The 23,410-nt window shown below is 70.5% G+C and carries 20 protein-coding genes; 13 read left to right on the plus strand and 7 right to left on the minus strand.

Features of this window, described 5'->3' with window-relative positions:
• Positions 1 to 60: 60 nt before the first annotated feature.
• Positions 61 to 1,686 carry a phytoene desaturase family protein gene (gene crtI, locus ON33_RS06800; RefSeq protein WP_040856720.1) on the minus strand — a complete coding sequence of 542 codons (1,626 nt, stop codon included), beginning with the start codon at positions 1,684 to 1,686 and terminating at the stop codon, positions 61 to 63.
• A 15-nt stretch (positions 1,687 to 1,701) separates the two neighbouring features.
• Positions 1,702 to 2,853, minus strand: a complete 1,152-nt coding sequence (locus ON33_RS06805; RefSeq protein ID WP_444543756.1) for a polyprenyl synthetase family protein — start codon at positions 2,851 to 2,853, stop codon at positions 1,702 to 1,704.
• A gap of 134 nt (positions 2,854 to 2,987) precedes the next feature.
• On the opposite strand from ON33_RS06805, the gene ON33_RS06810 reads away from it, so the two are divergent.
• Positions 2,988 to 3,986, plus strand: a complete 999-nt coding sequence (locus ON33_RS06810; protein WP_083868643.1) for a methylenetetrahydrofolate reductase — start codon at positions 2,988 to 2,990, stop codon at positions 3,984 to 3,986.
• Between the two features lie 104 nt (positions 3,987 to 4,090).
• The gene (locus ON33_RS06815) at positions 4,091 to 4,873 is read left to right on the plus strand and encodes a hypothetical protein (RefSeq protein WP_040856579.1); all 783 of its coding nucleotides are present in this window, start codon (positions 4,091 to 4,093) and stop codon (positions 4,871 to 4,873) included.
• Between the two features lie 30 nt (positions 4,874 to 4,903).
• On the opposite strand, the gene ON33_RS06820 is transcribed toward ON33_RS06815, so the two are convergent.
• The 5 genes from ON33_RS06820 to ON33_RS06840 all read right to left on the minus strand — a co-directional run bounded on the left by ON33_RS06820 (position 4,904) and on the right by ON33_RS06840 (position 10,000).
• Positions 4,904 to 6,073 (minus strand): glycosyltransferase family 2 protein, encoded by a 1,170-nt coding sequence (locus ON33_RS06820; protein ID WP_040856582.1) that lies wholly within the window; start codon positions 6,071 to 6,073, stop codon positions 4,904 to 4,906.
• Positions 6,070 to 6,810, minus strand: a complete 741-nt coding sequence (locus ON33_RS06825; RefSeq protein ID WP_051151722.1) for an LppM family (lipo)protein — start codon at positions 6,808 to 6,810, stop codon at positions 6,070 to 6,072. The genes ON33_RS06820 and ON33_RS06825 overlap by 4 nt, the downstream gene beginning before the upstream one ends.
• A gap of 51 nt (positions 6,811 to 6,861) precedes the next feature.
• On the minus strand, positions 6,862 to 7,626 hold the full coding sequence (locus ON33_RS06830) for a carotenoid biosynthesis protein (protein ID WP_040856585.1): 765 nt from the start codon (positions 7,624 to 7,626) through the stop codon (positions 6,862 to 6,864).
• Between the two features lie 155 nt (positions 7,627 to 7,781).
• Positions 7,782 to 9,392, minus strand: a complete 1,611-nt coding sequence (locus tag ON33_RS06835; RefSeq protein ID WP_040856588.1) for a phytoene desaturase family protein — start codon at positions 9,390 to 9,392, stop codon at positions 7,782 to 7,784.
• Positions 9,389 to 10,000, minus strand: coding sequence for a GNAT family N-acetyltransferase (locus ON33_RS06840; protein ID WP_040856591.1), 612 nt, complete (start codon positions 9,998 to 10,000; stop codon positions 9,389 to 9,391). Before ON33_RS06840 ends, ON33_RS06835 begins: the two co-directional genes overlap by 4 nt.
• A gap of 209 nt (positions 10,001 to 10,209) precedes the next feature.
• Between ON33_RS06840 and ON33_RS06845 the strand changes: the two genes are divergently transcribed.
• From ON33_RS06845 to ftsW, 11 genes are all read left to right on the plus strand, one after another.
• Positions 10,210 to 10,650: an SAV_6107 family HEPN domain-containing protein gene (locus ON33_RS06845; protein ID WP_040856593.1), complete on the plus strand. Its 441-nt coding sequence runs from the start codon at positions 10,210 to 10,212 to the stop codon at positions 10,648 to 10,650.
• A gap of 125 nt (positions 10,651 to 10,775) precedes the next feature.
• Positions 10,776 to 11,201, plus strand: a complete 426-nt coding sequence (locus ON33_RS06850) for an SCO2097 family morphological protein (protein ID WP_040856596.1) — start codon at positions 10,776 to 10,778, stop codon at positions 11,199 to 11,201.
• Positions 11,202 to 11,660: 459 nt separating this feature from the next.
• Positions 11,661 to 12,092, plus strand: a complete 432-nt coding sequence (mraZ, locus tag ON33_RS06855; RefSeq protein ID WP_033085808.1) for a division/cell wall cluster transcriptional repressor MraZ — start codon at positions 11,661 to 11,663, stop codon at positions 12,090 to 12,092.
• A gap of 185 nt (positions 12,093 to 12,277) precedes the next feature.
• Complete coding sequence (gene rsmH / locus ON33_RS06860; protein ID WP_040856599.1) at positions 12,278 to 13,258, plus strand: 16S rRNA (cytosine(1402)-N(4))-methyltransferase RsmH; 981 nt, start codon at positions 12,278 to 12,280, stop codon at positions 13,256 to 13,258.
• A 55-nt stretch (positions 13,259 to 13,313) separates the two neighbouring features.
• Positions 13,314 to 13,997 carry a cell division protein FtsL gene (ftsL, locus tag ON33_RS06865; protein ID WP_051151723.1) on the plus strand — a complete coding sequence of 228 codons (684 nt, stop codon included), beginning with the start codon at positions 13,314 to 13,316 and terminating at the stop codon, positions 13,995 to 13,997.
• Between the two features lie 31 nt (positions 13,998 to 14,028).
• The gene (locus ON33_RS06870) at positions 14,029 to 15,987 is read left to right on the plus strand and encodes a peptidoglycan D,D-transpeptidase FtsI family protein (RefSeq protein WP_157184438.1); all 1,959 of its coding nucleotides are present in this window, start codon (positions 14,029 to 14,031) and stop codon (positions 15,985 to 15,987) included.
• A gap of 303 nt (positions 15,988 to 16,290) precedes the next feature.
• Complete coding sequence (locus ON33_RS06875; protein WP_083868667.1) at positions 16,291 to 17,862, plus strand: UDP-N-acetylmuramoyl-L-alanyl-D-glutamate--2,6-diaminopimelate ligase; 1,572 nt, start codon at positions 16,291 to 16,293, stop codon at positions 17,860 to 17,862.
• Positions 17,859 to 19,343, plus strand: coding sequence for a UDP-N-acetylmuramoyl-tripeptide--D-alanyl-D-alanine ligase (locus ON33_RS06880; protein WP_040856604.1), 1,485 nt, complete (start codon positions 17,859 to 17,861; stop codon positions 19,341 to 19,343). The genes ON33_RS06875 and ON33_RS06880 overlap by 4 nt, the downstream gene beginning before the upstream one ends.
• Positions 19,340 to 20,416: a phospho-N-acetylmuramoyl-pentapeptide-transferase gene (mraY, locus tag ON33_RS06885; protein WP_040856607.1), complete on the plus strand. Its 1,077-nt coding sequence runs from the start codon at positions 19,340 to 19,342 to the stop codon at positions 20,414 to 20,416. The genes ON33_RS06880 and mraY overlap by 4 nt, the downstream gene beginning before the upstream one ends.
• A gap of 49 nt (positions 20,417 to 20,465) precedes the next feature.
• On the plus strand, positions 20,466 to 21,908 hold the full coding sequence (gene murD / locus ON33_RS06890; RefSeq protein WP_040856610.1) for a UDP-N-acetylmuramoyl-L-alanine--D-glutamate ligase: 1,443 nt from the start codon (positions 20,466 to 20,468) through the stop codon (positions 21,906 to 21,908).
• Positions 21,905 to 23,404: a putative lipid II flippase FtsW gene (gene ftsW / locus ON33_RS06895; protein WP_051151724.1), complete on the plus strand. Its 1,500-nt coding sequence runs from the start codon at positions 21,905 to 21,907 to the stop codon at positions 23,402 to 23,404. Before murD ends, ftsW begins: the two co-directional genes overlap by 4 nt.
• Positions 23,405 to 23,410 lie beyond the last annotated feature (6 nt).

Genomic DNA, 23,410 nt, shown 5'->3' on the forward strand with positions numbered 1-23,410 from the left:
CGGTCGTTCCCCCCGGAAAGGTAGGCGGCGGCAGCCGCGTTGATTCAGGACGCGGACAGTCTACGGCGTGGGCGCGGGTGCCACAGCCCCGGAGTGGGCGGATTCGCCACCGGCATGTCGCGGATCACCCGTCAGCCGTGCCGCCGCGAGTTTCCCCGACAACAGCACGGTCGGCACGCCGACGCCGGGCACGGTGCCCGAGCCCGCGAGAACCACATTCGCGCGGCCCCGCACCAGGTTCCGGGTGCGGAAGGGGCCGGTCTGCCGGAACAGGTGCGCGGCCGAGAACGGGGTGCCGGCGATCATGCCCCTGTCCCGCCAGGTATGCGGGGTGTCGAGGTGGTCGATCCGGAAGTAACGCGAAATGCCTTGGTAGCCGCGGTCTTCCAGGACCGCGAGCAGTTCGCGCAGATAGTGCGGGCCGAGCTGCTCCCAGGCCAGCGCTGCGGCATCGAGATTCGGGCACGGGGCCAGCAGCGAGAGCGGCTCGTAGCGGACGGTATCGCGCAGGTGCCCGTCACGGTCGATGTGCTGTTCGGCACGCTCGATGTAGAGGGTCGGATCGGTGAGCGCGGGCCGGGTGAGCAGCAGCGACGGATCGCTCATGAGCTGCCCGCGGCCGCGCCGGGCGGCGATCTCGGTGAAGGTGCGGTCCCACTCCCGGCCGAAGTCGATGGTGTGATGCGCCTGCACGGGCCAGCTCTGGGCCACCGCGGCGGGAATCGTGCCGTGCGCCACCACCGCCGACGGTGAGGCTCGCAGCCCGATCCGGCGCCGCAGCCCGAACCGCGACAGCGAGCCGATGTCGGCGGTGACCACGACGGCGTCGCAGTCGAAGACGCGTCCGTCGGCGGTCCGCACGGCGGTGGCCCGCTTGCCCGCGTATTCGATGCCGATGACCTCGGCGTTCAGTTCGAGCGTGCCGCCCGCGGCGGTGAACGCGCGGCCGAGCGCCTCGGCGATGGCCCGCATCCCGCCCTCGGGGTAGGTGACGCCGAGGCAGGTGTCCATGTACGGGATCGCGCCGTACACCCCGAGCGCCCGGTTCGGCGCCATGCCCGCGAACAGGGCCTGGAAGCTGAACAGCCGGGCCACGTCCGGATCCCGTACGATCCGCCGGACCTTGGGCCCGAGCCGCCCGAAGGCGCCCAGCCGCACCAGCCGCGTCAGCGCCACCCGCTTCTCCGGGATCCGCACCATGTCCAGCGGCGAATCGAAGTTGGTGTCCATGAACTGCCGGAACTCGGCCTCGTACACGTCTTTCAGCCAGCCGCGCAGCCGCCGGTAGCGGCGGGCCGCGCCCGGGCCGCGCACCCGCTCGACCTCGGCCGCCATGTCCTCCTCATTGGAGTAGACGCCGATCTCGGAGCCGTCCGCGAAGCGCGCCCGATACGCCGGAGCCATGTCGAGGATGCGCAGGCCGACCGACTCACGGGTGTGCCCGACCACCGCGAGCGCCTCGTCGATGAGTTCGGGCAGAGTGAGAATCGTTGCCCCGGAGTCGATCTCGTAGTCCGGTCCGCGATACGCGCCGACCCGCCCGCCCGGGCGATCGTCGCGTTCCAGGACGGTCACCTGCCGTCCGGCCGCCACCAGGTACAGCGCGGCGGCCAGCCCGGACAGTCCGGCGCCGATCACCACGACCCGATCAGCCGGTCCCGCAACAGTTCTCGAGCCCCTCGCCATCGCGCCCACCTCCGGTCAGTAGGAGCGCGCGGTGGCGGCCAGGGCCATGGCCCGCAGCTGCCGTTTGGCGTCCGGGGTGGCGGTGCTGGCCTCCAGCGCGGTGAGGGCCTGGTCGGTGAGCGAGCCGATCCGCATCTCCACGGCGTCGACCGCACCGAGTTCGGTGAGGACCGTTCGCAATTCGGCGACCCGCTCCGGGGTGACGTCGGTGCCCAGGCTGGAGCGGATGAGGTCCGCGGTGGCCGGGGCGGAGGCGTCGGCGCGCCGCAGGGCCTCGGCGATGAGGACGGTGCGCTTGCCCTCGCGCAGGTCGTCACCCGATGGCTTGCCGGTGACGGCCGGATCGCCGAAGACGCCGAGCAGGTCGTCACGGAGCTGGAAGGCGATGCCGATATCGGTGCCGAACTCGCGGTAGGCGGCGATCAGGTCGGGAGAGGCCCCGGCCAGCGCCGCGCCCATGTGCAGCGGGCGCTCGATGGTGTAGGCCGCGGTCTTGTACCGGTTGATCCGCAGCGCCGCCTCGACGGTCTCGTCGCCGGCGGACTCGCCGTGGATGTCGAGCAGCTGCCCGCCCAGCACCTCGGTGCGCATGGCCGCCCACACCGGGGCGAAGCGGGCGGCGGCGTCGGCCGGCAGCCCGGCGTCGCGGGTCATGTCGTCGGCCCAGGCCAGGGCCAGATCGCCGATGAGGATGGCGACGCTGACGCCGTAGTGATCGCTGTCACCCGCCCAGCGCTGATCCCGGTGCCGCTGTTCGTAATCCACGTGCACGGTCGGGAAACCGCGCCGGGTGCGCGAGGAGTCGATGATGTCGTCGTGGATGAGCGCACACGCCTGCACCAGCTCCAGCGCCGAGCAGGCGGTGAGCACCGCGTCGGCGTCCGGATCGCCGGCGCTGCGGCCCGCGCCCAGCCAGCCGGTCCACGCGAAGGAGGGCCGGGTCCGCTTGCCGCCGCGAATGACGAAGTCCTCGAGCGCCGCCGCCGCGTCCACGAACACCGGGCCGAGCGGTGCGACGATCGGCTCCCGGGTGCGGAAGAAGGCCGTGAGACGGTCCTCCACGGCGGCGACGAGTGATCCCGCGCCGACCGGGTGGCGGGTCGGGGTACCGGGTCCGGCGGACAGGGGAGCCTCCTTGGTGAGTGCCGCGGCGCGTCGCGTGCGCAGCCAGCGGGGTTCGCGACCGACTCTACCGACCACCTCGTCGCGGCCGGGAATCGGTCGGCTCCGATTCGGTCTCACCTGCTGGGATAAGCCCAGGTCGCGGTCCAGTGCCCGGCACGGGCCCGTAAAATGTCCGCGTGAGTTCCGACAACGTATGGGGATATTCGACCCCTGGCCGAGTTTCCCGCACCCCCCACGCGTCCGGAACTCGCTCCGTAGTCCAGCAGCTGGGCCCGCGCCCGGACGGCTCGATCCCGTTCTCGGTCGAGTTCAACCCGCCGCGGGACGCCGCCGGCGAGGCACGGCTGTGGAGGGCCGCGCGCGAATTCGAGCGGCTGCATCCGGCGTTCGTGTCCATGACCTACGGTGCGGGCGGCTCCACCCGCGACCGCACCATCCGGGTCACCGGCCAGCTCGCCCGCGAGACCACGCTGCTCACCGTCGCGCATCTGACCGCGGTGGATCACTCGGTCGCCGAGCTGCGGTCGATCGTCGGCGCGTACGCCGACGCCGGCATCCGCAACCTGCTGGTGCTGCGCGGCGATCCGCCCGGCGACGTGCTGGGGGAGTGGATCAAGCACCCCGAGGGCGTCGAATACGCCGACGAGCTCGTGCGCATGGTCCGTGACCTGGGCGACTTCCACGTGGGTGTGGCGTCGTTCCCGCAGGGCCACCCGCGCTCCACCGACCTGGACCAGGACACCCACTACCTGGTGTCGAAACTGCGTGCGGGCGCGGAGTATTCGATCACCCAGATGTTCTTCGATGTGGAGCACTATCTGCGCCTGCGGGATCGGGTCATCGCGTGTGATCCGGTCGAGGGCGCCAAGCCGATCATCCCCGAGCTGATGCCGGTCACCTCGCTGCGCACCGTACAGCGCGCCGAGGAGCTGTCGGGCCGGCCGCTGCCGGCCGCGGTGATGGAGCGGCTGCGCAAGGCCGCGGGCGACGGACCGGAGGAGGATCGCGCCGCGGTCCGCGAGGTCGGCATCGAGATCGCCACGGAGATGGCCCAGCGGCTCATCGCCGAGGGCGCGCCCTGCCTGCATTTCATCACCCTGAATTTCGCCAAGACCACCAGCGAAGTGCTGGCTAACCTCGGCTACACCATGTCGCCGACCCCGGCGCACGCCTGACACCGAGCTCGATCCGCCACCCGGCATGCCGGATCAAATCCCCGGTATGCGCTGGTCAGCGTAGTAGCGTCGCCCTCGTCTCGTGACCTCGAGGGGAGCTATCCATGTCCGTGTTCCATCACCTCGTCCGTGTCGCAGGCGCAGTCGGCGCCTGCGCCGTGCTGACCGCCGCGGGCCCGGCAACCGTGACCGGCCCGGCCGCCGCCGATCCGCCCGCGGCCCCCGCCGCGGCCGCGACCCAGGAGGCGGCCGCCGCGCTGGCGGCCATCACCGCCGCGGACACCACCACGGCCGATCCCGCGGCCCGCTCGGGTGCCGCCGGTACCTCCGACTGGCTCTCGGCCTACCGCCAAGCCCTCGACGGCCTGCAGGCCCTGGGCATCCAGCCCTTCCTCTACCCGACCGCCGCCCCCTTCTGCCTCGGCGGCACCACCCTCGGCATCGCCCCCGCCGTGGCGGGCGCCATCCCCGGCCCGTGGCCCAAGTACGCGATTTCCATTCCCGGACTGGATCTTTCGGCCGTCAAGGCGGGCGAGACCATGTTCGCCTTCGTGCCCTACGGCATCGGCTCCGACGGCGCCGACACCTCCGGCATGCAGGTCGCCTGGTTCAACATGAACACCGGGCGCGGCGGACTGGTCCCCATGGGTCCGCTGAGCCAGGTTCTCAATGCCATGATCCCGCCCCAGGTTCCGGCCGAACTCCGCCCCATGGTCGAGCAGGCGGTCAGCAACTACTTCACCGCCGCCCTGCCTGTCGGCGGCGTCCGCGCCGTCCCCGTCACCACCGGTTCCGGCACCGTCCTGGCCGCCATGTTCGGCACGGTCCGCAACGGCAACACCACCTGCTTCTTCCTCCCCACCATCGGCATGACCCCGGTTCCCTGACCGGGAGGCCGGCGGCAGAACGGGACGACTTCAGCGGGCGTCGAGCGGTCGGCTCTTCCAGTGCAGGCCACCGGCTCGATGGGCGCGGTGGGAGCGGGCCGACAGGGCCAGGTATGCCACGACGGACAGCGGGTGTGCCAGCGCGGCAACGACATCCGCGCCGTCGGGGCGTCCGCCCGACTCGATCGAGCGCGCGAGCAGGCGAGCCGTGACGGCCGCGCCGTAACCCAGCAGTCCGATGCGTCGCAGCCGTCCTCGCCCGCCGAGGGCGGCCAGCGGCGGGACCCAGAACGCCAGGGCCGCAATCGAACCGACGGCGAGGCTGCCCGCCGGGCCGCCGTAGGCGGACCACAGCCAGCGGGTGTAGCCCTCGGCAAGGTCGGATCCGGTGCGGTACATGCGGGTTTCGGCGAGCGGACCGGCGGCGGCGAGGACCGTGTGCCGTCCTTTCCGGCGTAGTTCGCGGGCGATGGCGAGATCCTCGGTGACGCTGTCAGCGACCGCGGAGTGGCCGCCGATCGCGTGGTAGGCGGCGGCGTCGAAGACCAGGAACTGGCCGCAGGCCACGGCCATCGAGGGAAACAGCGTGCGGTTGGCGAGAGCGACCGGGAGCGTCGAGGCCCAGGACCAGCACAGCAGTGGCTGAACCAGGCGCTCTGCCGGGGATTCGGCGAGCTGGCGGGGCCACGGGCAGACGAGTGCGGCTCGCGCGGACCGCAATTCGCGCACGGCGGCGGCCAGGGCGTCGGGGCAGAGGCGCACGTCGGCGTCGAGGAAGATCAGGGCGCCCTGCGGATGGGGAGAACCGGCGGGCGGTTCGAGGGCGAGGTCGGCCAGTCGGGTGCAGGCCGCGGTCTTGCCGGTCCAGCCGGGTGGGGGATCGATGTCGTTGCGGGACAGCCGGAAACGGTCGTCGTCGCCGATGGCGGCGCGGGCGGCGGCAGTGGTGCCGTCGGTCGAGGCGTCGTCGAGGATCAGGACCCGCAGTCGTGGAACACCCTGCTGGGCACGCAGATCGGCGATGAGAGAGGGCAGTCGGCCGGCCTCGTCGCGGGCCGGGATACAGACGGTGACCGTTTCCTCGATCGGATGCCCAGCGGCCCGGAGGCGGCGGGTGCCGAGGCGGTTCGCGAGAGCGGTGGCCGCGCCCAGGGCGGCGACGGCGCTACCGGCCGTCACCGCCCTGGCGGCGAAGGTCATCGAGTCTTGGTGCGATCGGGGCGCAGCCAGCGGGCCGCGCGGACGTAGGCCGGCGGATCGGGGTTGCGGGTCATGTAGGCGAGGACCGCGACCACGGCCGCCACCGCGAGGGTGATGCCGCCGACGATGCCGGCCCACCCGGCGAAGGACCGCGTATTCGGGTCCGCGTAGCCGACTTCCGCGCGCAGCGTGGTCACATCACCGGCCGGCAGCTTCCAGCTGACCACCGAGTCGCCCTCGCGGGTGCCGTTGGTGGTGGCGACGCGCGCCGGGAAGGCCACGGTCAGCTGCACGTCGGAGCCCTGGGCGGGCAGGCTTTTCAGGTCCACCCGGCCGGTCAGGGTGACCAGGTCGCCGGTGCGGCTGAAGAGCAGGTTGAACATGCCGGAGGTCTGGTCGGACATGCTGCCCAGCTGCTGCACCTCACCGAAGGTGAGATCGTCGAAATAGACCTGGCTGCCGACGTATCCGTCCTGCGCGTAGGAATCGACCCGCACCTTGCCCTGCAACCCGTCGGGCGCCTTCAGCTGCGGGCCCTTGTCCTTGTCGTTCTGGGGCACGGCCGCCGCGACGATGCGGCCCGACACCCGGTCATTGGAGGACACACCCATCGACACCTGCACCCGCAGGCATCCGGTCAGCATGACGGCGAGTCCCGCGAAGAGGACCACGGCCAGCATCCGCACCCACCGGCGCGTACGCCGCGCTCCCGGTGCGCTGGGACCCGACGGTGTCATGGATTCGAGCGTTTCCTCTGCTGTCGACATGTTCGGACTCGGCTGCACGGCTCACATCGTGCCATGCGCCCCGGGCCCCAGGGTGATTCGACGGGCGCTCAGCCCCCGAACCAGCGGAATCCCCAGCAGACCGAGGCCGCAGAACCCGTAAATCGCCGACACCGGCAGCCCCAGGAACGCCGCGTGCGCCAGCGTCGACCCCAGCCACGTCCACCCGAACACCGCCACTGGAACCAGCCGCGCCGCGCCGGTATCCGGCGCGGTCCGATCCCACCACTCCAGCAACCCCGCCATCAGCAGCGCCACCGCGAACCAGCCGAGGTAGTTGGTGACCGGGATCTGCCCCAGCCCCGGCAATCCGGCAATCGGCGAGCTCCACGTCCACTGCCCATCGGCGGCCATCTGCGGATCCAGGAACAGATCCCATCCGACGGCTCCGAGCGCCGTCAGCGAAATCCGCCCGGCCGCACCGCTACCCAGCAGCCCGGCCACGATCCACACCGGATACAGCCCGCCCGTCCAAGCCAGCGGAACGAGCAGTGGGACACCCAGCAGCTCGGGCCCCAACCGCCCACCCGCGTAGTCGTAGCTACCGAACGGGAATCCGGTCGCGGTCCCCAGCACCTCGGCGCCGAGCCCGATCCCGGACACGATCACCAGCAAACCCGCAGCCCACCGGACTCCGCGCGTCACCAAGGCGTGCACGAGAGCCGTGGCCGCCGAGAGCAGGACGACCGCCACGGTCACCCGATCTCGCGCCTGCCCATGCGCCAGCGGATACGTGATCTGCACCAGCACCAGCAACACCGCCGGCACTGCCGCGATAGCGGTGACCCGGTCCTGCGATCTGATCGCCGTTCGCCTCGTGTCGCCGGTCGGCCGGGGTCCCTGATGCCGGGGCGATGGCCACCAGGCCGGTTTCGGCGCGGCCCCAGCGGCATTCGCGGCCCGCTCGGGTAGGCCGGGGGAGGTCATCGGCGCGGCGAGAACAGGCGGCGCGGCCGCAGGTCCTGTTCGATCAGCCGGGCCGCGCTGCGTCCGCTCGCACCGGACACCCCGCCGCCGGGATGCGTGGAGGCACCCGTGAGATACAGCCCCGGCGCGCCCGGAACCCGCTGCCCGGAGAGTTCGGGCAGCGGCCGCCACATGAACATCTGATCGATGGACATCTCGATGTGCATGACATTGCCGCCCAGCAGACCCATCTCGCGTTCCAGGTCGGCGGGTGTCTGCACGAAGCGCTGCGTCACCGTGCCCGCGAATCCGGGTGCGTGCGCGTCGACTTCGGCGATGATCCGATCGGCCTCACGGTCGGCGTGCTCCGGCCACGAACTACCGTCCGCCAGATCGTAGGGATGCCACTGCGACCACAGCGTCACCTGATGCTCGCCCGCAGGCGCGATGCTCGGATCCAGGGCGCTGAAACTCATGGCCAGCACGACCGGCCGCGGCGGCAGATCCCCGGCCAGCGCGGCGCCGTGGGCGCGGCGCAGCTCGCGGCGATCGGTGACGAGAAGTTGCAGGCCGTGGGCGGATTCGGCGGTCTCCGCGCCCGGATAGCGGGGCAGGTCGCTCAGCGCGGCCCGCACCACCATGCCGATGCCCGGTCCCACGCGAATGCGCCGCCGCCAGTCGGCGAGCACCCCCGCGTCGAATCCGCCCTGCTCCAACAGGTTCAGCGTGGTGAGGATGTGGGTGCCCGCGACGACCGTGTCCGCGCGCACGTTTCGCCCCTCCGCGGTGCGCACCACCCAACCGTCCCCGGCCCGGGTGAGGGCGGTGACCGCGTCCCCGGCACTCACGATGCCGCCATCCGATTCCAGCCGCGCCACCAGCGCCGTGGTCAGCGCCCCGCTGCCGCCGACCGCGCGCCCGGGCGGCAGCGTGTGCATGAGCGCCGCGAATCCCACCATGGGCGCGGATCCGGGTTCGGACATGGGCGGTCCGGACTGCGCGCCGAACCAGGCCAGCGCCGCCTTCAACCGCTCACTGTCGAAGAGGCTGTCCAGCAGCGCGTCTCCGGTCTGCACCATCTCCCGGGACAGCGCCCCGCCGCTGGTGCGCCCGGTCGCGCCGGCGGCCTCGCGGGGGTCCATGCCCCAGAACGACTTCAGCAGGTGCCCGCCCGACGGCGTCCCCGAGAACGCCCGCATCACCCGGGCGCTGCGCGGCCCCCATACGCGCACGAACCGCCGATACGCCTCGGCGTCCCGTTCCCCGCACGCGGCCGCGATGGACGCACAGGTCCGGTCCACGTCGCGATGGAACACGATCGGTGCCGACCCGCTCCCGGGCGGCGCGGGCGCGAAAGCCCATGGATCACAGTCGATGTACCGCAGCCCGAACCGGGCCAGCTCCAGCTCCTCGATGATCCCGGTATGCCGGATCATGATGTGCGCGGACGAGCCCCGATCGACCAGATGGCCCGGGAACCGCTCGACCGTGGACACCGCCCCGCCCAGCACGGTGTCGCGCTCGAGCACCTCCACCCGATGCCCGGCCCGCGCCAGATAGCAGGCCGCGACCAGCGCGTTGTGCCCGGAACCGACGATGACGACGCTGCGGGAATCGCCGCGCCTCACAGGGGCAGCCGCCGGCCGAGCACCGCGAATCGCCGGGTATCGCCGGAGAAGATGAAGTGCCGCACCACATCCCCGAACCCCTGCCGCCGATACAGCCGCCAGGCCCGGTTGGATTCCCGATCCACCTCGGGCGTGGACAGCAGCACGGTCCGTTCGGGCCGGTTCTGCAGCAGCCGGGTCAGCAGGATCTCGCCGAGCCCACGGCCCTGCGCGGCCGGGTGCACGTGCAGCTCGGTGAGCTCGAAGTAGTCCGAAAGCAGTTCCCGCGCGGCGTGTTCGGGCCATCCGGTGCGCCGCATGCCGCTGTACACCTGCTGATGCCACCACTGGTGCGGCGCCCCGTGATACCCGTAGGCGATGGCCACGATGGGCGCGGTCCGCAGGTCGAGCCGTCCGTCGTCATCGGGCAGCACCGCCGCCACGGCCTGCCAGCCGGGCCGGGTGGTGTGCTCGGTCCACATCGGTGCGCGCTGATGCTCGGTGCCGCGCGGATAATCCATCGCCGCCACGTAGACCGAGAGGGCGTCGTGGAGCCGGTGCCGCAGGGTAGCGGCCGGCAGATCGACCACCACGGGCGCGGGCGTCGGTTTGGGGGTGACTGCGGTCATCGGCTGGACGCAACTCTCGTTGGCGCGGACGGATGGGATCGACAGTAGCGCCACGTAGGGGCGTCAACTTGTCGGTGGGTCTGTCTATATTCAAACCCACGAGAAACCTTCGAATATCTGTTCGATCTTTCCAGCGGGCGAAATGCCTGATCGGGACCGAATGTCCTCGCGGAAGACGAATCAGGTGTGCGAGTGGGGAGGTACCCGAAATGAGCGGGAAAACTGAACGGCCGGGCCATCCCGGCCGCGCCGGCGATCTACTGCGCAAGGCGGACGGCCTGTTGCAGGAAGCCCAGGGGGAATCAGATCCGGCCGAGCGCTTCCGCACCGCCTACCTCGCGGCGCTGCGCGGCGCGGGCGCGGTGCTGGCCCTGACCGGAGCAGACCGCGCGCCGCGTGCGCGTTCTCGCAACGCCTGGGTCCTGATGCAGCGCGCGGCACCGGAATTCGTGATGTGGGCCGACTATTTCACGGGTCAATCCGAGACCCGGGCGGCCCTGGAGGCTGGGCTGCCGCGGCCCATCGATGATCGGCGCGCGGACGAGTTCGCTTCGCGGGTAAACGCATTCCTGCACGACGTGGCGGATCTGCTGGCCGCCGCGGCTCGACAGCGTCCCAGTTCAGGGTGGGTAACCGGAATGCTGGCGTGAGTATCGGCGAGTAGGTGGTAGCGGTCTGATCGAACTCGTATTATTGGTGGCAGACAGCCGCCAAGGTCGGCTATCCGTCGCTTACCCGGAGGCGACCGCCACCACCTAGTGCCGGGGGAGGTACCGTGCCACTCTCCGAGCACGAGCAGCGCATGCTCGAACAGATCGAGAGCGCGCTCTATGCTGAGGATCCGAAGTTCGCCTCGACTGTTCGGGGCGGACGGTTACGTTCTGCCACTGGTCGACGCAGACTTCAGGCGGCCGCCCTGTTCGTCCTCGGTCTGTTTCTATTGGTGGCCGGTATTGCCGCTCCGTTCAAGCCGGGCGGCTTCCCGATCATCAGTCTGGTCGGATTCATCGTCATGTTCGGCGCGGGTGTGCTGTTGCTGATCGGTGGCCCTCGGATGAGCGCGCCGAGCGGGCGTGGCGCCGACACGCATCCCAGTGCGGGTGGCGCTCCCGGCGCCGGCCGTGGCAAGCCCCGCAAGCAGGGCGGGTTCTCCGCGCGGATGGAGGACCGGTTCCGCAAGAGGTTCGAACAGGACAGTTGACCGGGCTGCCGTGCCGCCGAGGGCTTTCGGCGCCGCGCGGCAGCGGACCGTGATCGACTAACCGGAGCTCCAGCGACACGCCGTGGCGCCACACCGATTTGGGTGTGGCGCCACGGCGTTTCTCGTTGGTGCCGATGCGGCGTGTCGAGAGTTCTCCAGGATTCCCCACACCTCCCCACGGGAGTGTCCCACCGCGCCCCGCATGTGCCGGAAATGCACGCTATCTGCGGGTTTGCTGGCGGTTGTCGGATGCTCGCCGACGCGCGTCGCGCGTGTCGGGGGAACTGCGCGAAATCTTCCCCACCCCTGTGATAGCTGGTGTGACCTGCGAAGTTCGCCAAGCGGGGACCGAGATCACCGACGCTTTCGATTGAAAGTGGGGGAAAGTGGGGTAATGTGGAGCCCGCACTACAGGAGGCCGAACAGTCGAGAGGGTGATCCGGCAGGAGGTGTCGAGATTTGTTTCTCGGTACCTATACCCCTCGGTTGGACGACAAAGGGCGACTGACGTTGCCTGCGAAGTTCCGGGACGAGCTGGCGGGAGGGTTGATGGTCACGAAAGGACAGGACCACAGCCTTGCCGTGTATCCCAAGGACGAGTTCACCGCGCTGGCGCGGAGAGCCGCGGCGGCATCCCGGTCCAACCCGCAGGCCCGTGCGTTCGTCCGGGCCCTGGCGGCTTCCAGCGATGAGCAACGTCCGGACGCGCAGGGCCGGATCATGCTGTCGGCCGAGCATCGCCGCTACGCCAATCTGTCCAAGGATTGCGTAGTGATCGGTTCGGTCGACTTCCTCGAAATATGGGACAAGACGGCGTGGGATTCCTATCTCGCCGAGCACGAGGAGGATTACTCGCAGGCCAGAGACGAGTCGCTGGGCGGGATCTTCTAGCCCGCAGCGAGGCGAGTGCCCTGCGGCCTCTGCCCGACACCGACCCTGACGTACTTCCCCAACGCCAGGTGCGGTGCTTCGGTCAGAGACCACGGGGCATTCGCCCAACTTCGAAGGTCCTTTTCGCTGGCGACCCCATGCGGCCGTGCGAATGAACGTGAGGCAGGAAATTCCGGGAGGTCCAGGTGCACCGAAGCAGTGACGGCCCCCGCCATGTTCCGGTTCTCCTGCATCGCGCCGACGAAATCCTCGGTCCCGCACTGCATTCGGCGGGCGCGGTCTACCTGGATTGCACGCTGGGCCTCGGCGGTCACGCCGAGTACTTCCTGCAGACGTATCCGAACATCCGCCTGGTCGGGCTGGATCGCGACACCACCGCGCTGAAGCTGGCGGGTGAGCGACTCGCGCCGTTCCAGGACCGGATCACCCTGGTGCACACCAGGTATGACGACATCCCGGCCGCGCTGGAGCAGGCCGGTTTGCCCGTCAAGGGTTCGGTCAGCGCGATCCTGATGGATCTGGGTGTGTCCTCGATGCAGCTGGACGAGGCCGAACGCGGCTTCGCCTACTCCATCGACGCACCGCTGGACATGCGGATGGACTCCAGTACCGGCCCCACCGCCGCCGACGTGCTCAATACCTACAGTCACGGCGAGTTGGCCCGGGTGCTGAAAACCTATGGCGAGGAACGCTTCGCGGGCAAGATCGCCGCGGAGATCGTGCGGCGCCGGCAGCGCACCCCGTTCACCACCAGCGCGCAGCTGGTGGAGCTGCTCTACGACACCATCCCCGCGGCGGCCCGGCGCACGGGCGGGCATCCGGCCAAGCGCACCTTCCAGGCGCTGCGGGTGGAGGTGAACCGGGAACTGGAGTCCCTGGAGGCCGCGCTGCCCGCCGCGCTGGACGCGCTGGCCCCGGGTGGCCGCATCGTGGTGATGAGCTACCAGTCCCTGGAGGACCGGGTGGTGAAAGCGGAGCTGGCCAAGCGGTCGGTCTCGCGCACGCCGCTGGATCTGCCGGTCGAATTGCCGGGCATGGGACCGGAATTCAGGATTCTGACCCGCGGCGCGGAGAAGGCGACCGAGCAGGAGATCGAGGAGAACCCGCGGGCCGCTCCGGTGCGCATGCGGGCGGCGGAACGGATCGTAGGGGAGGAGCAATCGTGAGGTTCCGGGGCACGACGGCACGCCGGGCGGGCATCCGCTGGATCGGAGCCGCACGATGACGATCAGGACGCAGGCGACGGGCCGGGGGGCTCGCCGGGTGCAGGCCGCCGAACGGGTGAAATCGGGTGCGGCGCAACGGGCCTACGCGCGCCGTCGCAATCGGGAGGGCGGGACCGACCTGCCGGGTATGCGCCGGGGCCGGCGCAGCGATCCGATGCCGCGCGGCCGGATGTCCTTCGTGGCCACCATCATCGCGCTGCTGGGCTGTGGCCTGGCGTTGACGCTGCTGCTCACCACCCGCGCCACCGAGGACAGCTATCAGCTCGGCGATCAGCGCCGCGCCAATCAGAAGCTGTCCGACGAGCGGGACGCGCTGCAGCGTGAGGTCGCCTCCGCCGATTCGGCTCCCGAATTGGCCAAGCGCGCGGCCGAACTCGGCATGATCCCGGCCAAGGATCCGGCGCGGCTGCTGATCGGCCCGGACGGCCAGGTCACCGTGGTCGGCAATCCGCAGCCCGCGCAGGGCGCGCCCGCGCCACCGCTCAACACCACGCCGTCGGCCGCCGCGCAGGCGCCGAAGCTGCAGCAGTCCCAGGGCGAGCGGGTGGTCCCGGTGACCACGACGCCGGCCCCGCCGGTCGCGGCCGTGCCGACCACCACCGCCGCGAATCCCGTTCCGGCGGCGCCGGTCACGACTCCGCAGAACCCGCAGGTCCAGGCGAACGGAGCGCCCCGGTGACCCGCATCGCGCCGGCGATCGAGGCTGCTCGATGAGCCCAACCCGCGCGGGGCGCGGGCGCGATTCCGGCCGGGGCCGGTCCGATTCCGGTCGGGGGCGGGTCGCCGCCACGGGCCGGAGCCGGTCGGGTTCCGGCCGGGCCGGTTCGGGGCCGGGCCGGCAGTCGAGACCGCGGCCCGCTCCGGGACTGGACTCGAGCACGCGATTCCGGTTCGGGGTGGGCCGGCTGGTGATGCTGGTGGCGCTCGCCGTTGCGGCCATCCAATTGCTGTGGGTGCAGAGTGTTTCCGCGCCGAAGCTGTCGGCGGAGGCGGCCAGCCAGCGCACCGTGAAGGTGGCCGATCCGGCTGCCCGGGGGCCGATCACGGACCGGTACGGGAAGTCGCTGGCGTTCACGATCGCGGCGAAGGAGCTGAGCTTCCAGCCGGTGCGGGTGCGCAAGGATCTGGCGGACGCGCACGAGAAGTCGCCGAAGACCGCCCCGGATCCGAACGACCGGCTGGCGGCCATCGCCAAGTACATGCACGACAAGCTGGGCAAAGACGCGCCCGAGAAGGACATTCTGGCGAAGCTGAAGAGCGATGAGCCGTTCGTGTATCTGGCGCGGAACGTGGATCCCCGGATCGCCTCCGACATCACCCTGCAGTTCCCCGAGGTCGGGATGGACCGCCAGGACATGCGCGAGTATCCGGGTGGATCGCTGGCCGCCAACGTGATCGGCGCGACCGGCTGGGATGGGCACGGCCAGATCGGCCTGGAGTCCTCGATGGACGCGCTGCTGGCCGGCTCCGACGGCTCGGAGACCTACGACCGCGGCTCCGATGGCGCGGTGATCCCGGGCTCCTGGCGTGACCGCCAGCCCGCGGTGAACGGCTTCGGCGTCGAGCTCACCCTGGATTCGGATCTGCAGTACTACGTGCAGCAGCAGGTGCAGCAGGCCAAGGATCTCTCCGGCGCGAGCGCGGCCTCGGCGGTGGTGCTGGACGTGCACACCGGCCAGGTGCTGGCCATGGCCAATGACAACACCTTCAATCCCGCCATGGGACCGCAGTATTGGTCCACCACCGACCTGGGCAACCCGTCGGTGCAGGAGGTGTTCGAGCCGGGTTCGGTGAACAAGATCGTCACCGCGGCCGCGGCCATCGAGTACGGCCTCACCACTCCCGATGAGGTGCACCAGGTTCCGGGCAGCATCTACATGGGCGGTGTCACCGTGCACGACGCCTGGGAGCACGGCGTCGCCCCGTACACCACCACCGGCGTCTTCGGTAAGTCCTCGAACGTGGGGACCCTCATGCTGGCGCAGCGCGTCGGCGAGGACCGCTATTTCGACATGATCAAGAAGTTCGGCCTGGGCCAGCGCACCGGCGTCGGCCTGCCGGGTGAGAGCGCGGGCGTGGTGCCCGCCCGGGACCAGTGGTCCGGCTCCACCTTCGCGAATCTGCCCATCGGCCAGGGTCTTTCGATGACGACGCTGCAAATGACCGGCATGTACCAGGCCATCGCCAATGACGGCGTGCGGATTCCGCCGCGCATCGTGAAGGCCAAGATCGCCCCGGACGGCACCCGCACCGAGGAGGAGCCGCCGGAGGGCGTCAAGGTGGTCACCCCGCAGACCGCGCAGACGCTGCGCCAGATGTTCCAGGCGATCGTCCAGAAGGATCCGCGTGGCATCCAGAGCGGCACCGGCAGTCCGGCGGCCGTGGAGGGCTATCAGATCGCGGGCAAGACCGGCACCGCGCAGCAGATCGACCCGAAGTGCCGCTGTTATTCCAGCGACCGCTACTGGATCACCTTCGCGGGCATGGCCCCCGCCGACAATCCGCGCTATGTGATCGGCATGATGCTGGACGCCCCGGTGCGCAGCTCCGACGGCAGCGGCGGCGGTTCGGCCGCGCCCCTGTTCCACAGCATCGCCTCGTGGCTGTTGCAGCGCGACCGCATCCCCCCGTCACCGCCCGCCAAACAGCTGATTCTGCAGGCGAGTTAGAGCAGGAAGCGGATGGTCGTGACACCGGCCGCCGCCGATGCGCGCACCGGCGGGTGACCGAACTGCGCCGCGCCGATCGCGCGGCGATCGAACACAGGTAACCTGACACGTCGATCCGGTCCTCCGGATCGATTCACGCATTTGACCGCCCCTGAGAGGAGCTTCGTGCCCGCGCAGTCGGTTCCGCCGTGCGGAGATCGAGCAGAGCCGCCCAGTGGAGATCGCGCAGAGCCGCAGAGCGGAGACCGGGCACCGCAGGTGCTTCGGCCGGCCGCACCGCCGGCGACCACCCTGCGCGCGGTGATGGAGCTGACAGGCGCGCGGTCCGCGGGACCTGCGCAGACTCTCGACGGCATCCAGGTCACCGGTATCGAGCAGCGTTCGAACGCGGTGCTGGCGGGCGATCTGTTCGTCGGTCTGGCCGGGGCCCACTCGCATGGCGCCCGCTTCGCGCGCGACGCGGTCGAGCGTGGCGCGGTCGCGGTGCTCACCGATCCGGCGGGCGCGGAGCTGATCGGCGAGATCGCCGTCCCCGTGCTCGTACACGACGCGCCGCGCGCGGTGCTCGGCGAGCTGTCCTCGGCCCTTTACGGTGATCCGTCTCGCGGCCTCCGCATCATCGGTATCACCGGGACGTCCGGCAAGACCACCACCTCGTATCTGGTGGAGGCCGGGCTCGCGGCGGCCGGGCTGCGCACCGCGCTCATCGGCACCATCGAGACCCGTATCGGCGGCGTCCGGGTGCCCTCCGCGCTCACCACGCCCGAGGCTCCGCAGCTGCACGCCATGTTCGCGCTGATGATCGAGCGCGGCGTGGACGCGGTGGTCATGGAGGTCTCCAGCCACGCCCTGGCCCTGGGCCGGGTGGACGGGGTGAGTTTCGCGGTCGGTGCGTTCACCAATCTGTCCCAGGATCATCTGGACTTCCACGCCGGCTTCGAGGACTACTTCGCCGCCAAGCGCCGGCTGTTCATTCCGGACGGCCCCGGCTCGGCCGCCGCGGCGCGGCCTTCGGTGGCCGCGCGCACGGCCGTTATATGCGTCGACGACGAGTGGGGCCGGCGCCTGGCGGACGAGGTATCCGACTGTCTCGCAGCCGGATGCGGTGATACCACCGGACGCCTGCGCACCGTGGCGACCCGGCCGGGCGCGCCCGCGGACTGGACCGCCGGTGCGGCCACGGCCGGGCTCGGCGGCACCCAGGAGTTCACTGCTTCGGGGCCGGGTGTCAATGTGGATGTGCGGCTGCGGCTTCCGGGCGCGTACAACATCGCCAATGGAATCCTGGCCGTCGCGGTGTGCGCGGCGGCCGGTGTCGAGGCGGAGACTGCCGCCGCGGCGCTCGGCGCGGTCGACGTGCCGGGCCGCATGCAGCGGGTGGATAGGGGTCAGGAGTTTCTGGCCGTGGTGGACTACGCGCACAAGCCCGCCGCGATCGAATCGGTCGTGGCGACCCTGCGCACGTGGTTGGCCGAGCAGGGGGAGGGGCGTCTGGCGGTAGTGGTGGGTGCGGGCGGTGATCGCGATGCCGGCAAGCGGCCCTTGATGGGTGCGGCGGCGGCGCGCGGCAGCGACCTGGCCATCATTACCGATGACAATCCGCGCAGCGAGGACCCGGCGGCCATCCGCGCCGCGGTGCTCGCCGGTGCTGACCAGGTGCCGGTCGCGGAACGCGGTGAGGTCCGGGAGGTTGGGGACCGGGCGGCCGCGATCAAAGCCGTCGTCGACTGGGCGCAGCCCGGAGACGTGGTGCTGGTCGCGGGCAAGGGACATGAGACAGGGCAGGAGATTTCAGGCGTGAAGCATCCGTTCGACGACCGCGAGGTACTCGCGGCCGCCCTGTCGGAAAAGACGAGGGACCTGACGCATTCATGATCGAGATGACTTTGCGGGAGATCGCGGAGGTCGTCGGCGGCACGCTGCACGACGCCCCCGATCCCGAGGCGAAGGTCACCGGCTCGGCCGAATTCGATTCGCGCCGTATCGGTTCCGGTGACCTGTTCCTGGCGCTGCCGGGTGAGCGCGCCGACGGCCACGACTTCGCGGCGCAGGCCGTCGCGCGGGGCGCGGTCGCGGTGCTGGCCGCCCGCCCGGTCGGGGTGCCCGCCATCGTGGTGACGCCCCGGCCCGGGAACACGCGCGCCATCGCGCTGGCCCACGACACCGACGGCTCCGGCGCGGCGGTGCTGGACGCGCTGGGCGCGCTGGCCCGCGCCAGCGTGGACCGCCTGGTCGAGGCCGGGAACCTGACAGTGGTCGGGGTGACCGGCTCCGCGGGCAAGACTTCCACCAAGGATCTGCTGGCGGCGGTGCTCGCGCCGCTGGGACCCGTTGTGGCCCCGCCCGGTTCGTTCAACAACGAGCTCGGCCACCCCTGGACCGCACTGCGCGCCGACGCCGGGACTCGCTTCCTGGTGCTCGAGCTGTCCGCCCGCGGACCCGGGCACATCAAGGCGCTCACCGAGATCGCCCCGCCAGGTGTGGGTGTCGTGCTCAATGTCGGCACCGCGCACCTGGGAGAGTTCGGCAGCCGCGAGGTGATCGGGCAGACCAAGGGAGAGCTCGTCGAGGCCCTGCCGGCCTCCGGGCTGGCGGTGCTGAACGCCGATGACCACCTGGTCGCGAAGATGGCCGACCGGACCGCCGCCCGCGTGGTGACCGTCGGCCAGGCCGCCACCGCCGATGTCCGCGCCTCCGACGTGGTCCTCGACGAGCAGGCCCGTGCCCGATTCACCTTGCACGCCAACGGTGAATCGATCGAGGTTCAGCTGGCCGTGCACGGTGAGCACCAGGTCGGCAATGCGCTGTCCGCGGCCGCCGTCGCCCTGTCCCAGGGCGCGGACCTGGCGACCGTCGCGCGGGCGCTGTCCGTCGCGACCGCCGTCTCGGCGCACCGCATGGACGTGCGGACCCGCGCCGACGGCGTCACCGTCGTCAACGACTCCTACAACGCCAACCCGGATTCGATGCGTGCCGCGCTCAAGGCGCTGGTCACCATGTCCAAGGCCGGGACCGAGCCGCGCCCCAGCTGGGCGATACTCGGTGAAATGGCGGAACTGGGCGAGGAATCCGTCCTCGAGCACGACAAGATCGGCCGCCTGGTGGTGCGCCTGGATGTGGATCGCCTGGTCGTGGTCGGCCAGGGCCGCCCCGTGCGCGCCCTGTTCCAGGGCGCGGTGCAGGAGGGCTCCTGGGGTGAGGAGGCCATTCACGTGCCGGACATCGACGCGGCCATCGCCCTGCTCGACGAGGAATTGGAGCCGGGTGCGGTGGTGCTGGTGAAGGGTTCGAACTCCGCGGGCCTGTGGACGGTCGCCGACCATCTGATCGGTGCGGAGCAGGAGGCCGCGCGATGACCCAGATCCTCTTGTCGGCGGCCATCGCGCTGGCCGTCTCCATCCTGCTGACCCCCGTGGTGATCCGCTACTTCGCCAAACAGGGCTTCGGACAGGAGATCCGGGTCGACGGCCCGGAGAGCCACAAGGCCAAGCGCGGCACCCCCACCATGGGCGGCGTCGCCATCATGATCGGCATGTGGGCCGGTTACCTCGGCTCGCACTTGATCTCCATGACCTACGGCGAGCCGGGCCCCTCGGCCTCGGGCCTGCTGGTCATGGGCCTGGCGACCGCGCTGGGCTTCGTCGGCTTCACCGACGACCTGATCAAGCTGCGCAAGCAGCGCAACCTGGGCCTGACCGCGGCCGGCAAGTACATCGGCCAGATCACCGCGGCCGTCGTCTTCGGCGTGCTGGCGTTGCAGTTCAAGAACATTCACGGCCTGACCCCCGGCGACAAGCGCCTGTCCTACACGCGCGATATCAACACTTTGTCCATGAGCGTTGTTGTGTTCCTGGCGTTCGTCTGCCTCATCGTGGTGGCCTGGTCCAATGCTGTGAACCTGACCGACGGCCTGGACGGCCTGGCCGCCGGCTCGATGAGCCTGGTGCTCGGCGCGTACATGATCATCACCTTCTGGCAGTGGCGTAACTCCTGCTCCGCGCACGCGGTCGCGGGCTGCTACCAGGTCCGGGATCCCCTCGATCTGGCCCTGGTGTGCGCGGCGGGCGGTGCGGCCTGTATCGGTTTCCTATGGTGGAATGCCGCGCCCGCCAAGATCTTCATGGGCGACACCGGCTCGCTGATGCTGGGCGGTCTGCTCGCGGGTCTGTCCATCACGACCCGCACCGAGCTGCTCATGGTCGTGATCGGCGCGCTGTTCGTGGCCGAGACCACCTCGGTCGTGCTGCAGGTGGCGGTCTTCCGGGCCACGCGCAATCGCCTGTTCAAGATGGCTCCGTTCCATCACCACTTCGAGCTGAGCGGGTGGGCCGAGACCTCGGTCATCATCCGGTTCTGGTTGCTGGCCGGTATGGCCTCGGCGATCGGACTGGGCCTGTTCTACAGCGAATACCTCTCTGCGGCAGGGTGAGTGAGCAATGTCCGAACATTCTCCGAGGGTTCTGCGGTCGCCGGGGCCCATGCTCGAATTCCTGCGTGGCCGTGACGTTCTGGTGGCCGGTTGGGGCGTCTCCGGACGCTCGCTGATCGAGCCGCTGCAGGACATCGGCGCACGCCCGGTGGTCACCGACGGCGGCGAGAAGGCCCTGGCCGAGGCCGCGGAACTGGGTCTGGGCACCGCCACCAGCGCCGACCTGCTGACACCCGATGCGCTGCAACGCTTCGCGCTGGTGATCACCAGCCCGGGCTGGCGGCCGGACTCCCCGGTGCTGGTCTCGGCCGTCACCGAGGGCATCCCGGTGTGGGGCGACGTCGAGTTCGCCTGGTGGGTCGACCAGGCCCGCATCTACGGCCCGGTCCGCAAGTGGCTGGTGGTGACCGGCACCAACGGCAAGACCACCACCACCCAGATGACGCACGCCATCCTGCGCGCCGCCGGGATCCCCTCGGTGGCCTGCGGCAATATCGGCCTGCCCATCCTGGACGCGCTGCGCCGCAGTCCGGGCCCGCAGATCCTCGCCGTGGAACTGTCCTCGTTCCAGCTGCACTGGGCGCCGTCGGTGCGCCCAGAGGCCGGCGTGGTACTGAATGTGGCCGAGGATCACCTGGATTGGCACGGCGGCCTGGACGCCTACGCCGCCGCCAAGGCGCGCGCGCTGACCGGACGGGTCGGCGTGGTCGGCCTGGACGACGCCGTCGCCGCGTCGCTGGCGCGAAAGTCCAAGGCGCGCCGCACCGTCGGCTTCCGCATCGGCGTCCCGGCCGACGGCGAACTCGGCGTGGTGGACGGCAAGCTGCTCGACCGCGCCTTCACCAAGGCCGCCATCCTGGCCGAGGTCGGCGACATCAGCCCGCAGGGTCCGGCCGGTGTGGCCGACGCCCTGGCGGCCGCCGCCCTGACCCGAGCCATCGATGTGGCGCCGCAGTTCGTGAAGGAGGGCCTGCAGGAGCACAAGGTCGGCCCGCACCGGGCGGCCTTCGTGCGCGAGCTGTCCGGCGTGGAATTCGTCGACGACTCCAAGGCCACCAACCCGCATGCCGCGCGCTCCTCGATCCTGGCCCACCCCAGCGTGATCTGGGTGGCCGGCGGTCAGCTCAAGGGCGCCAGCGTCGAGGACCTGATCGAGGAATGCCGCGAGCATCTCGTGGCGGCCGTACTGTTCGGCCAGGACGCGGCCGCGATCGCCGCCGCGCTCGCGCGACACGCGCCGGATGTGCCGGTCGTGGAGCTGAATTCGGGGGACGATGCTCGAATGGGTGACCCCTTCACCGAGATCGAGCCCGAAGCGGTGATGGCGCGCGCGGTGCGCGTGGCGGCCGGCTTCGCCCATCGCGGCGATACCGTGCTGCTGGCCCCGGCCGCGGCGTCCCTGGACATGTTCGCCGACTACACGCACCGCGGTCGCAGCTTCGCCGCCGCCGTGCAGGCCCTGGACGAGAAGGACATCGGGAGAACCGAATGACGACGGCGACGCCGCGGCGGGCCGGGAACCAGACCCAGCGACCGAGAATCGGATGGTTCGGTGCCTGGCTGGCCCGCCCGCTGGCGTCGTTCCACCTCGTGGTGGCGATCGCGGTGCTGCTCACCGTGCTCGGTCTGGTCATGGTGCTCTCGGCCTCCAGCGTGGAGTCCTACGCGGGCGGCGGCTCGGCCTACAAGCTGTTCATCCAGCAGGCGGTGCTGGCCGCGTTCGGCGCGGTGCTGTTCTACATCGCGCTGCGGATTCCGATGCGGGTGATGCGCCGCGTGTCGTTCCCGGTCTTCGCGCTGTCGGTGGTGCTGCTGGTGCTGGTGTTGATCCCCGGCATCGGTAGCGAGGTGCAGGGTTCGCGGCGCTGGTTCGACCTGGGCGTGGTGTCGGTGCAGCCGTCGGAGGTCGTGAAAGTCACGCTGGTGGTGTGGGGTTCACACCTGCTGGCTTCCCGGCAGAGCGAGAAGGCCGGGTACAAGGACATTCTCATGCCGCTGGTGCCCGCGGGCCTGCTGGTGTGCTTCCTGGTCGTGCTGGAACCCAACCTGTCCACCACCATCGCGCTCGGCATCGTGCTGACCTCGCTGCTGTGGTTCGGCGGGCTGCCGCTGCGCATGTTCGTGACCATCGCGGTCTCGGGTGGTGTCGCGGCGGCGATCCTGGCGCTCTCGGCCGGTTACCGGTCCGACCGCATGCGCGCCTTCTTCAGTCCGGGCGACGATCCGCAGGGCATCGGCTATCAGGCCCGGCAGGCCATGTATTCGCTGGCCGACGGCGGCATCTGGGGTCGCGGGCTGGGCCAGTCCCGGGCCAAGTGGAGCTATCTGCCCAACGCGCACAACGACTTCATCTTCGCCATCATCGGCGAGGAGCTCGGGTTCCTCGGCTGTGCGCTGGTGCTGGGACTGTTCGCGCTGTTCGTGTACGCGGGGTTGCGCATCGCGACCCGCTCGGTGGATCCCTTCATCCGGCTGCTCACCGCCTCGGCGACCACCTGGATCACCGGTCAGGCGCTGATCAATGTCGGCTATGTCGTCGGTTTGCTGCCGGTGACCGGTCTGCAGCTGCCGCTGGTGTCGGCGGGTGGTTCCTCGCTGGCCATCACGCTGCTCATGTTCGGCATCATCGCCAACGCCGCCCGGCACGAGCCGGAGGCGGTGGCGGCCCTGCACGCCGGCCAGGACGGGCGCTTCAGCCGTCTGCTGCGACTGCCGAAACCCGAACTGTATTCGCCCGAGCGCGCGAGGGCCTCCCGCGCCCGCACCCAGGCCAAGGCGAAGGCCAACGCCAAGGTGAAGTCGGGTCCGCAGCGGCGCGCGCTACCCTCGGGTCGAGGCCGGGGCGGGTCGGAACCGTCGGCGCGGCGGTCGATAGATTCGGATTCGGCCCGGCGCACCAGCCGCTCCACCGAGTCGTGGCGCAGCACCCGGGCCTGGGAGCCCAACTATCCGATGAAACATGCCAGGGAACGGGGTACTTCGAGGTGACAGTGG

Source organism: Nocardia niigatensis NBRC 100131 (assembly GCF_000308655.1).
In the GTDB taxonomy this organism is placed as follows: domain Bacteria; phylum Actinomycetota; class Actinomycetes; order Mycobacteriales; family Mycobacteriaceae; genus Nocardia; species Nocardia niigatensis.